Genomic DNA, 15,343 nt, shown 5'->3' with positions numbered 1-15,343 from the left:
TAGTGAAAAAAAAATCTATTGTCAAGGTATATTTTAACAATAATACAAAAAAAGTTTTTATTCACTCTATTTTAAGAGTAACATAAATTCAAAGCTCTCGTGCAGAATCATTCAAGGAAAAGTAAGAAGAAAGGTTGTAGGATAATATGACATTTACATCTTAAGGAGTTAGTATGCATAAAAAACTTGCTACATTGGCACTTGCTGGGGCATTAACTGTTCCTATGTTCGCTGCTGAATTTATCACGATTGGTACGGGCGGTGTTACAGGAACATATTATCCAACAGGTGGCGCTATCTGTCAAATGGTCAATAAAAACAAAAAAGAGACCAATATTCGTTGTTCAGTCGAATCAACAGGTGGTTCAGTTTACAATGTCAATACCATCAAAGCAGGCGAGCTTGATTTTGGTATTTCACAAAGTGATACAGCATATCAAGCTTATAAAGGTGAAGGAAAGTTCAAGGAATCTCCCGTTCCTGAGTTAAGAAGTGCTATTGCTATTTATCCAGAATTACTTGCGCTTGTTGTGAGTAAAAAATCTGGCATTGAAAAAATCACAGACCTTAAAGGCAAAAGAATCAATATGGATTCTCCAGGTTCAGGCACAAGTATGACAGCAGATGTTGTATTTGAAGCATTTGGCATCAAACGTTCAGATTTAGCGTTGGCAAATGAACTCAAATCAAGTGAAGGACCAACATTACTCCAAGACAATAACGTAGATGGTTATTTCTTTGTTGCAGGTCATCCAACAGCAAATATCAAAGATGCAGCAAACTCTGTAGATATCAACATCGTTCCTATTGCTGGACCACAAATCGATGCATTAATCGCAAAATACCCATACTATGCAAAAGGTACTATTTCAGGTACATTCTACAAAGGTGTTCCCAATGATGTTCCAAGTATTGGTGTTAAAGCCGTTCTTGTAACCAGTTCAAAAGTAAAAGATGAAGTGGTTTACCAAGTTGTAAAAACCATTTTAGACAATTTTGACAAATTTAAAGAACTACACCCTGCCTATAAAACAATTACAAAAGAGAGCCTACTTGAAGGTTTAAGCGTACCTCAACATCCTGGTGCGATTAGAGCATTTAAAGAAGCAGGTCTTCTAAAATAATTTTACACGTAAAGCTCCAAAAGGTTTGGAGCTTTACTTCCATTTCTACACAAAGGGACTTATTTGAAAACACTCGTTGAACGTTTAGATGATGAAAAGCTCATCAATGAATTTGAAGGACAAAGAGACTTTGAAAAAGGAAGTTGGCAGTATTGGTTTGTTTCTATTATTGCTTTTTCATGGTCGCTCTATCAACTCTATATTGTTCTAGACCCTAGCAATAGCGCTTATATTCGCTCTATTCACCTTGCATTTGCAATGCTTTTAGCTTTTTCAATGTATCCTATATACAAAAGTAACAAACTCAAATCCGTTATTACGTGGTACGATTTATTTTTTGCCGCTATCGCCGTTACGGCGGTTCTTTATCAATGGTATGCTTATACTGATCTTGCAATGCACTCTGGTAACTGGACGAAGCTTGATGTTATCGTTGGTGTTGTAACTATTATTGCTGTTTTAGAAGCTTCAAGACGCGTTATGGGCTTGCCGCTCATGTGTGTTGCTATTGTTTTTTTAGCTTATGACCATTTTGGTCCTTATCTTCCAGATATTATTGCCCATAAAGGCGCAAGTCTTAATAAAATTGTCGGCCAAATGGTACTCACTACCGAAGGTATTTTTGGCGTTCCATTAGGCGTTAGTGCTAGTTTTGTCTTTTTATTCGTCTTATTTGGCTCTTTATTAGATAAAGCAGGAGCAGGTGAGTATTTTATTCGCCTTGCTTATACCATTGTTGGACGTTATGACGGTGGCCCTGCAAAAGCAGCAGTAGCGGCTTCAGGAATGATGGGAATGATTTCAGGCTCTTCTATCGCCAATTCTGTTACTGTCGGAACATTTACGATTCCTTTGATGAAACGTTTGGGTTTTAGTGCGCATAAAGCGGCGGCAGTCGAAACAGCAGCTTCCGTTAATGGGCAGTTAATGCCTCCAATTATGGGTGCAGCAGCATTTATCATGGCAGAATTTTTGGGATTGGATTATACCGATATTATTTTTGCAGCATTTATCCCAGCATTTACATGTTATATCGCATTGTTCTATATTGTCCATCTCGAAGCTAAAAAGCAAGGACTAAAAGGAGAAGACCCCGATAAACTTGGTCGTGTCTGGGATATGTTTATCAAAGGTATTCACTATTTTATTCCTATTATCTTTTTGATGTACACGTTAATCGTCCTTCGCCAATCAGCCCAAAGTGCGGCATTTAGCGCCATAGCGTTTATGATGTTAATTATGGTTGTTCAAAAACCAATTAAAGCGATGATTCACAAAGAGAAAGTCACACTAGACCTCATTGTGTCTGGCTTTGCAGATATTGGAAATGGCATGATTGCAGGTGCCAAAAATATGGTCTCTGTAGCAGTCGCAACATCCGTTGCAGGTATTATTGTAGGGTCCGTAACCTTGACAGGTGTTGGGTTAATCTTAGCAGAAGTCATCGATAATTTATCCGGTGGATACATTTTAGCCGTTTTATTTTTAACGATGTTTGTTTCGCTTATTTTAGGTATGGGGCTTCCAACAACAGCAAACTATATCGTTATGGCGGCACTTACTGCTCCAGTCATTATGGATTTAGCTGGTAATAATGGTTATATTATCCCTACTATCGCGGCACATATGTTTGTCTTCTATTTTGGTATTTTAGCGGATGATACGCCACCCGTTGGTATGGCGGCTTATGCCTCGGCGGCTATTGCAAAAAGTGATCCGATTGTCACGGGTATTCAAGCATTTATTTATGATATTCGAACAGCACTTTTACCGTTTATGTTCTTTTTCAACAATGAACTTCTTCTCATTGGTGGCGTCGATCCGGCTGATCCAAATGATGCGAAAAGCTGGGTTTGGATTACCAATCCTTTTGAAATTGCCATTATTTTCGGGGGAGCGATTTTAGGTATGTTTGCCTTCACTTCAGCAACGCAAAGCTTTGTACTGACTAGAATCAATACCATTGAACGCATTATGCTCATAGCCGTCATCCCTTTTATGATGCTTCCGAAAATTGTCGCAGCAAAATTAGGACTTCCTAGCCATTATCTCTCTTATGTCATTGGCTTAATCATTTATGGCATTGTCTATTTTGGACAAAGAGTCAAATATAAAAAACAACAGCTTGCACACGTAGCAGCGTAACCAGTGGGATTTCCCACTGGTTTTTTACTGATTTGTTTTATAAAAATCCACCCCTGCAATTTTTTTTACATGTAAAACTTTTTGTTTCAAAAGTTTTTGTAAATTTTGTAGACTTTGAGCATCGAAACACAACTCAATATCTTCAAAGCTTTGAGGTCGTCGCTTTAAAAGCTCAAGGATTTCTGCTTCATTAAAAGAGCGTTTTTCGGGAATGTAATTTTTTTTGTAAGCAATAGCAACGGGCAAATTTTCCAAATAGTGTGAAAGCTCCACTAAGGTATCGATACTCACACCTTTCACATCATAAGCAGGAGGACGGTCAATCGTTCCTACATCAATCCGATCAGGCTTAATTGCTTGTAAGACTTCATTTAACAACTTAAACTCCTCAAAAGTATCGTTTAAGCCTTCCACCACTAATATCTCAACAATCAGCTCACCATGGTATCGTTTTCGAAACGTTTTCATACCTTCAATAATCGAATCAATGCGAATGTCTTTATGTGCGCGATCCAAGCGCTTAAAGCACTTTTCACTGACACAATCCAGTGAAAGTTTAACGATATCTAAATGGCTTAAACTCTCTTGTATAGAAGGTTGCATAATCGTAGAACCATTGGAGAGAATCAATAGTTTTGGGTGGTTTTTAATCTCGTGAATTTTGTGAATCAGCTCATCAAGATTTGGGTAAAGTGTGGGTTCTCCATTAGCCGTTAGTGTCACGACATCAAGATGGTGGTACTTGTCTAATGCTTGCTTGAGTTCATGAATAATATCATCCACAGGAGGCGTATTGTGTGCTTGATTGACCGTTTTTGCACCTTTAAGCTCACAATAAAGACAATCAAAATTACACTGTTTTGAAGAGGGACTAAGGTCGATGCCAAGAGATTGCCCAAAACGCCGTGACGTAATAGGTCCAAAAATAATCTGGCTGATAGGAAATCCTTTTACATGTAAAGCAGTTTGCCCTTATAAGAAGGACAAACTATGAGATTTTCGTGCGAGTTTGAACTTGTTTGATGAAATACTGTGCGTTTTCAACTGGAATGTCAGGCAAGATACCATGTCCCAAATTGAAAACATGACGTTTATTTTGCATGACAGAGACAATATGAGAAATTCCATCATCAATTGCCGTTTTACTGTAAAGACGTGTCGGTTCCATATTGCCTTGAAGCACATATTTGTCACCTAATTTCTCTTTAGCCAATTCAATCGGTGTGGACCAATCCACGCCAAATACATCAAAATCACCATCAATTTTATCAAGGTAACCACTAATACCTTTTGGGAACAAAATCACAGGCACATGAGGATATTTCGCTTTTAAATACGCACTAATCTCTTTCATATACGCCCAACTAAATTCAAAATAGGCACTCTCTTCAAGAGCCGCTGCCCAAGAATCAAAAACCATAACAACATTGGCACCATTTTGAATTTGGCGTTCCATATAGCCTTTAATCACTTCTGTCACTTTTTTCAAGAGAGCGTGCATAAAGGAAGGCTCAGAATAAATGAGCTTTTTGACTAAGGCATATGTTTTTGTACCTTGCCCTTCAATCATATATGTCGCAAGCGTCCAAGGAGCACCACAAAAACCAATGAGTGCTTTATCGGCTGCTAATTTGCCTCGAATCAATCGAATCGCCTCATACACATACTCTAAGCCATCAATCGCTTTTTGAACATCCAATTTATCAAGGTCTGCTTGATTTTTAATGGGGTGTGAAAAAACAGGACCTTCACCTTTTAAAAACTGAAGCTCCATACCCATTTCTAAAGGCACGACTAAAATATCGCTAAATAAAATTGCCGCATCAACCCCTAAAATATCAACCGGTTGAAGCGTGACTTCACACGCTTTTTCAGGGTCTTTACACAAGGACAAAAAATCGCCTGCTTTAGCTCTTACTTCCATATATTCAGGCAAGTAACGCCCCGCTTGACGCATCATCCACACAGGTGTATACGGCGTTTTTTTGCCGAAACAAGCATCTACAAAAATCATCAGTGATTTCCACCTTTATGTAACAAATATAAGCCTGAGGCAAGCGCTAAAATTGAAATTGAAAGATATAACATCTCTAATGCGCCTTGGTATTCTGCATGAAGTACGCGCTGAAAAAAGCTGACAATCAACACCATAACAATCACTTTTCCAATTTTATCTTTCAGCTCGTCCAATGAACTAACGTATAAAATCTTATTGCTTCCTGAGCCTTTAGCAACGTCTATTTCAGAGATAAAAAGCTCATAAATACCAAAGCCAAAAATCAATAAAACAACCGCAATCAAGTAAAGATCAATCGCGCCAATAATATTGGCAACAATATCTTCATGAAAATTGGCAGGATGCACAGCTGTAAAAAAATACTGGTACGTTGAAACCAAGACATAATATAAATCAGAACTGGCGACACAGAACAATGCAAATGCCGCCAAGATACTAAATATTACAGCAGTTAATGTGATAAATCGACTTGACCATAATGCTGATTCAAACAATTTTTCAATCATTAGGCTTCTTCTCTTTTAATCCATTTTTGAGCAATTCTAACCGCATTGGTTGCAGCACCGACACGAATTTGGTCAGCAACACACCACAAATGAAGTACATTATCACGGTTCAAATCTTTTCTAATTCTTCCTACATAAGTCTCATTCGTATCTGTTGAAATAATTGGCATCGGATACTCTTTTTTAGCCGGCTCATCTATGACAACAACATTTTCTGCATTTTTCAACGCTTCGACTGCCTTTTCAACATTCACATCTTTTTCAAAATGAATGGTAATGGCTTCTGAATGGCTTCTCATGACGGGAACTCGAACACATGTTGCACTGATTTCCATTGTTTTACCCAAGATTTTTTGGGTTTCATTGACCATTTTCATCTCTTCTTTTGTGTAATCATTATCCATGAACACATCAATATGCGGGATAACATTGAGTGCAATTTGATACGGGAATGTTTTAGGTTCACATTGGTCTAATTTAAAAGCAAAAAAGTCTTGCATTTGATTGACGAGTTCTTCCATTCCACCTTTGCCTGCACCACTGACCGCTTGGTAGGTTGCTACATCGACACGTGTAATATTAAATAACTCATCCAACGGTTTTAAAACTTGTACCATTTGAATCGTTGAACAGTTTGGATTTGCGATAATACCTCTGTTTTGCCATTGGTCAATATCATTCGGATTGCACTCCGGAACCACAAGAGGAACTTCTGGATCCATTCTAAAGTGGCTGGTATTATCGATAACAACAGCGCCAGCCTCTGCTGCAAACGGTGCAAAATACGCAGAGATATCTCCACCTGCACTGAAAAAGGCAATCTCAACATCATTCTCTTCAAAAGCTTTTTCTGTGAGTTCTAATACTTTGTATGTTTTACCTTTAAATTCTATCTCGATACCAACACTTTTGCTACTCGCTAAAGGGACAAGATTATTCACAGGAAAATCAACTTCTTCAAGAACTCTAAAAAGTTCTTCACCTACCGCACCAGTAGCGCCTACGATTGCTACATTGTACTTTTTCATTACTATTTACCTTTTTATAATGTGAGACTTTTTTAATAACCCAATAAAACCGTATTAAGTTATCAAAAAAGTCTATTTTTTATGAATATTATGAACTAAACCAATTACGACTCTCTAAGAAAAGGTCCTCTTTACTGATTGCTTCACTGTCACTTAAAATGACTGCGCGTTCTACGACGGAAATCAACTCTCTAATATTACCTGGCCAGCGATAATACATCAACGATTCAATCGCTTCCTCAGAGAAATAGCGTTTTTCAAGTCCGTATTTTTTAATGACACGGGCTAAAACAACTTCACAAATCGGCAAAATTTCCTCTTTCCTTTGACGCAAGGGGGGAATTTCAACAGGAATCGTATTGAGTCTATAATAAAGGTCTTCTCGAAACAGACCCTCTTTAATACTTTTTTTAATATCGGCATTCGTTGCCGATACAATGCGTACATCAATAGGAATCTCTTTTGTACCACCCACTCTCACCATAACACGCTCTTGAATCACTCGTAAGAGCTTTGCTTGCAACGTAATAGGCATCTCACCAATTTCATCTAGAAAAAGTGTTCCACCATGTGCCACTTCAAAATAGCCTTTTTTCTCACTGGTTGCATCCGTAAAAGCGCCTTTTTCATATCCGAACAATTCACTTTCTAGGAGATTTTCAGGGATGGCAGCCATATTAATTGCAACAAAAGGATTTTTAGCCCTTGGAGAGTTTTTATGCACGTAGTTGGCAAAGAGCTCTTTTCCAACGCCACTCTCACCTAAAAGCAGTACACTCACATCTGTTTTTGCAGCTTTTCTGGCAATATTGAGTGCTTTATCTAGCTCTGGAGAAGTCGCTATAAAATCACCGTTGTCTTCTTTGGCACTCTCAATTTTTTCAAAGCTTTCTTTCACTTTGGTACGAATTTTATCATGACGTTTAATCGCTTCAACCAATGTCTCAATTTCAAAGGGTTTGGTTAAAAAGTCTTTAACGCCCAGGCGGACAGATTCAATTGCACGACTGAGTGTTGCATTGCCTGTTATTACGATAATATCGTATGCACCATCAAGTTTTTTAATAAACTCTATACCATCCATTCCGGGCATATTAATATCGGTCACAATTAAATCAACACTTGTGTCAATCTTTTTTAATGCATCAAGCGCACTTTTGTAAGTAGATATTTTAAATTCTTCATATTCCCCTAGAGCAATCTCTAAGGATTTTCGCATATTAATATCGTCTTCAACAATCGCAACGTGCATGCTTTTCGTGTCCTAGCAAAAAATTTACCTAACGGCATTTATAGTAGCGAATTCATCTTTAAAATCTACTGTGAAGCGTACAGGTTCAATGATGAGCTCAATCCTGTCATTGCCATTTTTCAAATACTGTTCATTGCGAGAAAGAAGGTGCGTTGATAGAGAATAAAAGCAAGGTAAAATCGTATCAAAGTGCTGTTTGAGAAACTGATGAACCGTTATGGTATCAGGCTTGTGAAGTGACAGTTTGCAGAGTTGTTGTGATGTCCCTTCAAAGGGAATCATCACAGGTGTAATATTCTTTTCTTCAAAGATAACAACACTATTTGCAGTGACGATTTTGTATGAAAACCAAAAAAGTTCACTGCAAAATAGCGATTGCAATAGTCCTAAAATGATTAGTAGGCGAAAAGCTCTTGCCACCTACGTCCGCTCATTGAGATTTCCATTCTAACGCTATACAAGCCGTCTTTAAATGTTGCATCCGTTATGGCAGCATCTTTAATTAAAGCATTTACTTGTGCAGTCACACGAGAATCTTTCAACATGGCATCTTTAACAGTCTCTGTTGAGTTAATTTTTACGCCATAGAGTTTTTCTCCAAGTTGGCGATACCCGTCTGTAATAGCTGCTCGTTTAGCAAGCGCAATCGCTTGTGCAGGAGAAACTGTATGCATTGGTGCAATACCTTCACCATACACAACAAATGATTTTTCATTGCTGAAATCATACATTGCTGCTTTTGGATCTTTAGGTGGCTCATCTTTTTTTGCGGAACATCCTAAAACCATAAACATTAATCCTAAACTTGCTAAAAGTACTACAAATTTTTTATTCATAGTGACACCTTAATGTAATTTTTATATTTCAAAGCAACTACTATTCCAACTCTTCGCCAGACGGTGTTTCATCAACAATAAGTGATGATTCAGAGGCTGGTGTATTTTCACCTTCTTCTAATCCTTCAATTTCTGGCTCTTCCTCTTCTTCTTTAGGGCAACGAGCGAGACTTTGTACGACATCTTTACCATCGACAGAAACCACTTTAACACCACTGGTATTACGTCCTGCTTTACGGATGGTCTCCATATCAACACGAATCATTTTACCACTACTGGTGAGCGCCATCAGGTCTTTATCTTCATCGACAATAACAACACCGACTAAATCGGCAGTTTTTGGAGTAAGTTTCATAGCGATAACTCCTTTACCACCACGATTTTGTAAACGATACTCTTCTGCAGTGGTTCGTTTACCGATACCTTTTTCCGTTACCGTTAAAAGCTCTTCTTGGTCATTATAAATAACAGCAGCGCCTACTACTCTATCGTTTTCTTCTTTAAAACGAATACCGGTGACACCCCGTGCCGTTCTTCCGATCTCTCTTGCATCGCCTACTTCAAAACGGATACACATACCTTTTTTCGTAACGATAAAGAGATATTTTGTGTCATGTGTGACGACTTTTGCTGTGACTAATTCATCATCTTCATCCAGTGTAATTGCTCTGACGCCAACGGAGCGAATATTTTTAAATTCACTGAGGTTCGTACGTTTAATAACACCGTTTTTAGTAAAGAATGCCAGCGATTTTGTTTCATCAAAATCCGTTGTTGGGATAATTGCCATAATCTTTTCATCGGCTTGCAACTGGATGAGATTCACAACTGCTTTCCCTTTAGCGGTACGACTTCCTTCAGGAATTCTGTACACTTTTAACCAGTAAAGCTGTCCACGATCTGTTACAAACATCAGTGTATCATGGGTATCGGAGACGAAGAAACTTTCAATAAAATCATCATCGTATGTTGTGACTGCAATTTTACCTTTACCGCCACGTTTTTGTTTTTCATACTGTTTTACGGGAACACGTTTAATATAACCACGGTGTGTAATGGTCACAACCATTGGCTCATTCGCAATCAAATCTTCCACATCAATATCATCATAATCATCTACAATTTCAGTGATACGTTTTGATTTAAATTTATCTTTTAGCTCGACTAATTCTTCTTTAATTAAATTATTGAGTAATGCTTCGCTACGCAAGATATCGCTTAAGCGTTGAATCTCTTTTAAGAGTTCAGCTAACTCATTTTCAATCTTATCGCGTTCTAGTCCTGTTAAACGTTGTAAACGCATATCCAAGATTGCCCCAGCTTGGACTTCAGAGAGACTAAAGCGCTCCATCAAACCGTCTTTAGCTGTCTTGGTATCGGCACTGCCTTTAATAAGCGCAATAATCTCATCGATATTATCAAGCGCTATTTTAAGACCCTCTAAAATATGTGCTTTTGCTTTTGCTTTTTCAAGGTCAAAAATCGTACGACGAATAATAACGGTCTTTCTGTGACGTAAGAAAAGCTGTAAAAGTTCAATCAACGTAAATATTTTGGGTTCTTTATTGTGGATAGCCAGCAAAATAACACCAAAGGTTACTTCTAGGTTTGTCGATTTGTAAAGATTATTTAAAACAATATCGCTCATCGCTTCACGTTTAAGTTCAATCACAAGACGAATACCATCACGGTCACTCTCGTCACGAATTTCGCTGATACCTTCAATCATCTTTTCTTTAACAAGACCAACAATTTGTTCGATTAAACGTACTTTATTGACTTGGTATGGAAGTTCATCAATAACAATGATATCTTTATTGCCTTTTTTCTCGATATGCACTTTTGAGCGAATTCTAACGCGTCCACGCCCTGTTCGATATGCTTCTAATATCCCTTTTTTACCAAAGATAATACCGCTGGTTGGGAAATCTGGACCTTTGATAAACTCCATCACTTCATCAAGTGTTGCTTCTGGATTATCAATCAACAAAAGTAGAGCATCTAAAAGCTCATCCAAACAGTGTGGAGGAATGTTCGTTGCCATACCAACCGCGATACCGCTTGAACCATTTAAAAGCAAGTTTGGTACACGACTTGGTAAAACATCAGGCTCAATCATACTATCATCATAGTTAGGCACAAAATCAACGGTGTCCTTATCTAAATCACGAAGAAGCTCTTCTGCTAAAACAGTCATACGAGCTTCCGTATAACGCATCGCTGCCGCGCTATCGCCATCAATCGAACCAAAGTTTCCTTGACCATCGACCATTGGGATACGCATTGAAAACGGTTGCGCCATACGGACAAGCGCATCATAAACGGCTGTATCACCATGAGGGTGGTACTTACCGATAACATCACCGACAATACGAGCAGATTTTTTATAGGGGCTGCGTGAAGAGACCGCAAGGTCATTCATCGCATACAAAATTCTTCGATGAACGGGTTTAAGTCCATCTCTAGCATCAGGAAGCGCACGACCAATAATAACACTCATTGAGTAGTCAAGATAACTGGTCTTGATCGACTCTTCAATGCTTATTGATTTAATGTCTTGGTTAGAATCAAAAATATTATCCATCAATTAACCTTACAAATGTAAATTATTTCATTATACTTTAGTTTTCTTTTGTATCAGCTTAGTCCTCTAAAAGGGGTCAGGGCTAAACTTTTAACTTTTTGAGTATTTTACTTACACCAGCAACGCTTAGAGAAAGTTCTCTTGCAATATCACTTTTCGTATGACCACCGATATACGCTTTTTGTATGGCATCATTTCGTTCTGATTTGTTTTTTACATGTAAAAAAAGGTGCGATAGTTTTTCTTGATGCAAAGGCACTATTTGCCCATCTTCTTGCTTGTACTTTGTTTTATGAAATGTGTCTATCTGTAAACACTCTGTGGCACTTAAAGGCACATTTAAACACTCTAGTAACTCTTTCATATTGTAGTCTCGTAGAACAAATGCGTTTTGAAGAAACGGGGGTACGGCATCTTTTAATATACTGTATGTTGCGCAGTAAAGATACTCGCCAATTTTGTGGGTTATTTTAGCTTTGATAGGGTTGGATTCAATGTATTTAAAAAGAGTTAAGAGATACTTCTCATCTAAAACATACCATGACTTAAACCTATCTTGCCATAGATGCCCTACTCTGCAATGGCGTTTATTGAAGTAACTGGCGTATTGTGCACCCAGTTGGCGCATCCCTGATGAGAGGTTTTCACGCGTATTTTGGACTAAAATGTGATAGTGGTTATCCATCAGGCAGAATGCATGAATGTTAAATTTGAACTCTTTCGCGACACTTGCCATCAGTTCTATAAACTTTGCTTTATCTTTTTCATCTTCAAAGACAGTGCTTTTTGCAACACCTCTATTATAAACATGATGATAGCCCAAATGTTCAATGCGTAATCTTCGTGGCATACTTACCATCTTTTTTTGCTAGAATTATAGCATAGAAGGTTAAAAAGTTAAAAGTTTAGCCCTGACCCCTTTTGAAGGAATTTTTGTGTTTGCACGTTTTAATGAAACCATTTTAAAAGTCATAATTATTATAGCAATCCTTGTGATGTTCATTGTTCTTTATACGACAGGTATCGCTTTTGTATTGGGTATTCATACCCATTTTATTTTCATTTTGCATAAGCTTTCTGCGCTTATTATTATTGGGCTTTTAGGCGTCCATGCATGGTTGAGAAGGTGTACGATTCGAAGACTTCTACAAGAATGTGTTGCGATTATTTCAAACAAGCATATTCACCATGAAGACAACATCGAATTTTTAATTCATAACACTAAAAATCAATCTTTCCAAGAGTTATGTAGCTTGCTTAACTTTGACGCTTCTTTTCTTCAAGCAAAGCTACTGGAAAATCATGTGAACGTTGAAAAGAATGAAGATACTTTAAAAACGATTGCTAAATATAACGACAAAGACATGTATGAAATACTGTTATTGATGATGAAATTACATGTAGAAAAGAACAGTGCCTCTCCTGTTTATATCAATTCGTGTCGAAACGCGTAGATGGAGTTTGATTTTTAGTTTTCTTTCGCATCTGCCAAAACAAGTGCAAACACAACATTTACATTCTGCTCTTTTAGTAGATGATGTGCTTCTTCTAACGTGCTTCCCGTTGTGATTATATCGTCAATTAAAATGACATCTATTTTACGTTTACATGTAAAAGTAAAATCACGTTTATTGGCTTGCCTATAAGCTCTGCTTTTCCCCGAATAGCTCTCATGATTTTTCGCTCTTAAACTTCCGTACAATGGCGTTAAAAATGGCTGTGTGGCTTTGGCTAAAATGGCACTGTGTGAATAGCCGTGTCTCACATGATCGTCAATGGGAATGGCACAAACGCCTTTGGGAAGTTCAAAGGTTTTTAAAAATTCAAAAAATGTGTGTTTCCCAAGCTGTGCGAAAATCTTTGCGCCGATGTAGGTGTGTTTAGTGTGAAGCAGTGGCGCTATGTCAGTGTAGTTGTAAAACGAGTAGACTTTTAACCCGCTCTCTAACACTCTAAAAGCAGGCGTTGGCGCTAAAATGGTTTGCAGACAGGTTTTGCAAAGTGGTTGCCAACTAAGGTTTAAACAAAGATGGCAACGCATTTACATGTAAAGATTAGTCGATTTTGAGAATGGTGAGAAACGCCTCTTGCGGCAGTTGCACTTTACCGATAGATTTCATCCGTTTCTTACCCTCTTTTTGTTTATCAAGCAGTTTTCGTTTTCTGGTAATATCGCCACCGTAACACTTCGCGGTGACGTTTTTACCCATGGATTTGACCGTTTCTCTTGCAATGACTTTGGTACCGATGCTCGCTTGAATCGCCACTTCAAAAAGCTGACGTGGAACGATTTCTTTCATCGCTTTCACAAAGTCGCGTCCTCTTGTTTGCGCACTCACACGAGGCACAATGATGGAAAGTGCATCCACAGGCTCGCCTGCGACTAACAAATCAAGTTTAACCAAATCACCCACTTGATACCCAATCGGTTCGTAATCAAAGCTTGCGTAGCCTTTGCTGACCGATTTTAGCTTGTCGTAAAAGTCCATCACGATTTCATTGAGGGGAATCTCATACTCTAACAGTACGCGCTCTGGGCTTAAATAGTCCATCTTTTTTTGAATACCGCGTTTGTTATTCATCAAAATGATAATGTTGCCCAAAAATTCAGTCGGCGTTAAAACCGTCGCTTTAACGTAGGGTTCTTGAATCTCTTCAAATTCATTGACTGGAGGCAGTTGGCTTGGATTTTGAATGTCCAAAACCGTTCCTTTGGTCGTTTTGACTTTATAGGTAACCGTTGGTGCTGTTGCAATGAGGTCCAAGTCAAACTCTCTCTCCAACCGCTCTTTAATGACTTCCATATGTAAAAGCCCTAGGAAACCAACCCTAAAACCAAAACCAAGGGCAGCGGATGTTTCTGGCTCATACGAAATACTTGAATCATTTAATCTTAATTTGTCCAAAGCATCACGAAGTTCTTCAAATTTATCGGTTTCTATTGGGTAAAGTCCTGCAAAAACAAACTGTTTTACTTCTTTAAAACCACCGACTGCTTCAGCTGTTTTGTTACGAGCATCCGTAATCGTGTCACCAACTCTGACATCTCCCACGTTTTTAAGACCTAAAACGACAATGCCCACTTCACCTGTTTTAATCATAGGGGTTTTTTCTAAAACGAGTGGATGTGGATACATAAGGTTTAAAACTTCATGTTTCTTGCCTGTACCCATAACGTAAACTTCTTGCCCTTTTTTAATTGCGCCATCATAGACTCGAACCAGTGCAAGTGCGCCTAAATAATTATCGAACCAACTATCGTAAATAAGTGCTTTGGTTGGAGCATTTTCATCACCTTTGGGTGGAGGGATTTTATCGACAAGGGTATCAAGAAGTTCTCGGATACCGATACCACTTTTAGCGCTAACATTCAGAGCCTCCGAACAATCCAATCCAATCGTATGCTCAATCTCATCTTTCACGCGCTCAGGATCAGCGGCAGGAAGGTCAATTTTATTAATAACAGGAATAATTTCTAAATTATTTTCTAACGCGATATAGACGTTTGCAATCGTTTGTGCTTCAACACCTTGGCTTGCATCAACAACCAATAATGCTCCATCACTGGAAGCCAAAGAACGGCTCACTTCATACGAAAAGTCCACGTGACCTGGAGTGTCAATAAGGTTGAGAATATAAGGCTGTCCATCTTTAACGTAGGTTAAACGGACACTTTGTGCTTTAATAGTAATGCCACGTTCTTTTTCGATGTCCATGGTGTCCATCATTTGCGTGGTCATTTCACGTTCACTAACAGCGCCACACTCTTGGATCAAACGATCTGCTAGCGTGCTTTTACCATGGTCAATATGGGCGATGATTGAAAAGTTACGAATATTTTTCTGCATGCG

14 protein-coding genes are annotated in these 15,343 nt (G+C 38.3%); 3 read left to right on the top strand and 11 right to left on the bottom strand.

Features of this window, described 5'->3' with window-relative positions; all coding sequences use genetic code 11:
• Positions 1 to 173: 173 nt before the first annotated feature.
• Together AC5SLP_RS01125 and AC5SLP_RS01120 are read left to right on the top strand one after the other, a co-directional pair.
• On the top strand, positions 174 to 1,124 hold the full coding sequence (locus AC5SLP_RS01125) for a TAXI family TRAP transporter solute-binding subunit (RefSeq protein ID WP_495253297.1): 951 nt from the start codon (positions 174 to 176) through the stop codon (positions 1,122 to 1,124).
• A gap of 63 nt (positions 1,125 to 1,187) precedes the next feature.
• The gene (locus AC5SLP_RS01120) at positions 1,188 to 3,269 is read left to right on the top strand and encodes a TRAP transporter permease (protein WP_495253296.1); all 2,082 of its coding nucleotides are present in this window, start codon (positions 1,188 to 1,190) and stop codon (positions 3,267 to 3,269) included.
• Between the two features lie 24 nt (positions 3,270 to 3,293).
• Here AC5SLP_RS01120 and AC5SLP_RS01115 read toward each other — a convergent pair whose 3' ends face one another.
• From AC5SLP_RS01115 to AC5SLP_RS01075, 9 genes are all read right to left on the bottom strand, one after another.
• Complete coding sequence (locus tag AC5SLP_RS01115) at positions 3,294 to 4,208, bottom strand: radical SAM protein (RefSeq protein ID WP_495253861.1); 915 nt, start codon at positions 4,206 to 4,208, stop codon at positions 3,294 to 3,296.
• Positions 4,209 to 4,257: 49 nt separating this feature from the next.
• Entirely contained in the window at positions 4,258 to 5,283 is a 1,026-nt protein-coding gene (hemE, locus tag AC5SLP_RS01110) for a uroporphyrinogen decarboxylase (protein WP_495253295.1), read from the bottom strand.
• Positions 5,283 to 5,792 carry a YqhA family protein gene (locus AC5SLP_RS01105; protein ID WP_495253294.1) on the bottom strand — a complete coding sequence of 170 codons (510 nt, stop codon included), beginning with the start codon at positions 5,790 to 5,792 and terminating at the stop codon, positions 5,283 to 5,285. Before AC5SLP_RS01105 ends, hemE begins: the two co-directional genes overlap by 1 nt.
• Positions 5,792 to 6,820, bottom strand: a complete 1,029-nt coding sequence (locus tag AC5SLP_RS01100) for an aspartate-semialdehyde dehydrogenase (protein WP_495253293.1) — start codon at positions 6,818 to 6,820, stop codon at positions 5,792 to 5,794. Before AC5SLP_RS01100 ends, AC5SLP_RS01105 begins: the two co-directional genes overlap by 1 nt.
• 88 nt (positions 6,821 to 6,908) lie before the next feature.
• A complete protein-coding gene (locus AC5SLP_RS01095; RefSeq protein ID WP_495253292.1) occupies positions 6,909 to 8,072 on the bottom strand; it encodes a sigma-54-dependent transcriptional regulator in 1,164 nt (387 codons plus the stop codon).
• Positions 8,073 to 8,096: 24 nt separating this feature from the next.
• On the bottom strand, positions 8,097 to 8,492 hold the full coding sequence (locus AC5SLP_RS01090; protein WP_495253291.1) for a hypothetical protein: 396 nt from the start codon (positions 8,490 to 8,492) through the stop codon (positions 8,097 to 8,099).
• On the bottom strand, positions 8,468 to 8,908 hold the full coding sequence (locus tag AC5SLP_RS01085) for an LPP20 family lipoprotein (RefSeq protein WP_495253290.1): 441 nt from the start codon (positions 8,906 to 8,908) through the stop codon (positions 8,468 to 8,470). The genes AC5SLP_RS01090 and AC5SLP_RS01085 overlap by 25 nt, the downstream gene beginning before the upstream one ends.
• Positions 8,909 to 8,948: 40 nt before the next feature.
• Positions 8,949 to 11,492, bottom strand: coding sequence for a DNA gyrase subunit A (gene gyrA, locus AC5SLP_RS01080; protein ID WP_495253289.1), 2,544 nt, complete (start codon positions 11,490 to 11,492; stop codon positions 8,949 to 8,951).
• A gap of 82 nt (positions 11,493 to 11,574) precedes the next feature.
• Positions 11,575 to 12,342, bottom strand: coding sequence for a transposase (locus tag AC5SLP_RS01075; RefSeq protein ID WP_495253288.1), 768 nt, complete (start codon positions 12,340 to 12,342; stop codon positions 11,575 to 11,577).
• Between the two features lie 85 nt (positions 12,343 to 12,427).
• Here AC5SLP_RS01075 and AC5SLP_RS01070 point away from each other — a divergent pair, with 85 nt between their 5' ends.
• Positions 12,428 to 12,946, top strand: a complete 519-nt coding sequence (locus AC5SLP_RS01070; RefSeq protein WP_495253287.1) for a hypothetical protein — start codon at positions 12,428 to 12,430, stop codon at positions 12,944 to 12,946.
• Between the two features lie 14 nt (positions 12,947 to 12,960).
• On the opposite strand, the gene AC5SLP_RS01065 is transcribed toward AC5SLP_RS01070, so the two are convergent.
• Positions 12,961 to 13,533 (bottom strand): ComF family protein, encoded by a 573-nt coding sequence (locus AC5SLP_RS01065; RefSeq protein WP_495253286.1) that lies wholly within the window; start codon positions 13,531 to 13,533, stop codon positions 12,961 to 12,963.
• A 13-nt stretch (positions 13,534 to 13,546) separates the two neighbouring features.
• Positions 13,547 to 15,340 carry a translation elongation factor 4 gene (gene lepA / locus AC5SLP_RS01060; protein ID WP_495253285.1) on the bottom strand — a complete coding sequence of 598 codons (1,794 nt, stop codon included), beginning with the start codon at positions 15,338 to 15,340 and terminating at the stop codon, positions 13,547 to 13,549.
• Positions 15,341 to 15,343: the final 3 nt, after the last annotated feature.

The organism is Sulfurospirillum sp. E15m, from assembly GCF_059415145.1.
Note: the sequence above shows the minus strand (reverse complement) of the source record. Positions and strands in the feature narration are given on the sequence as shown.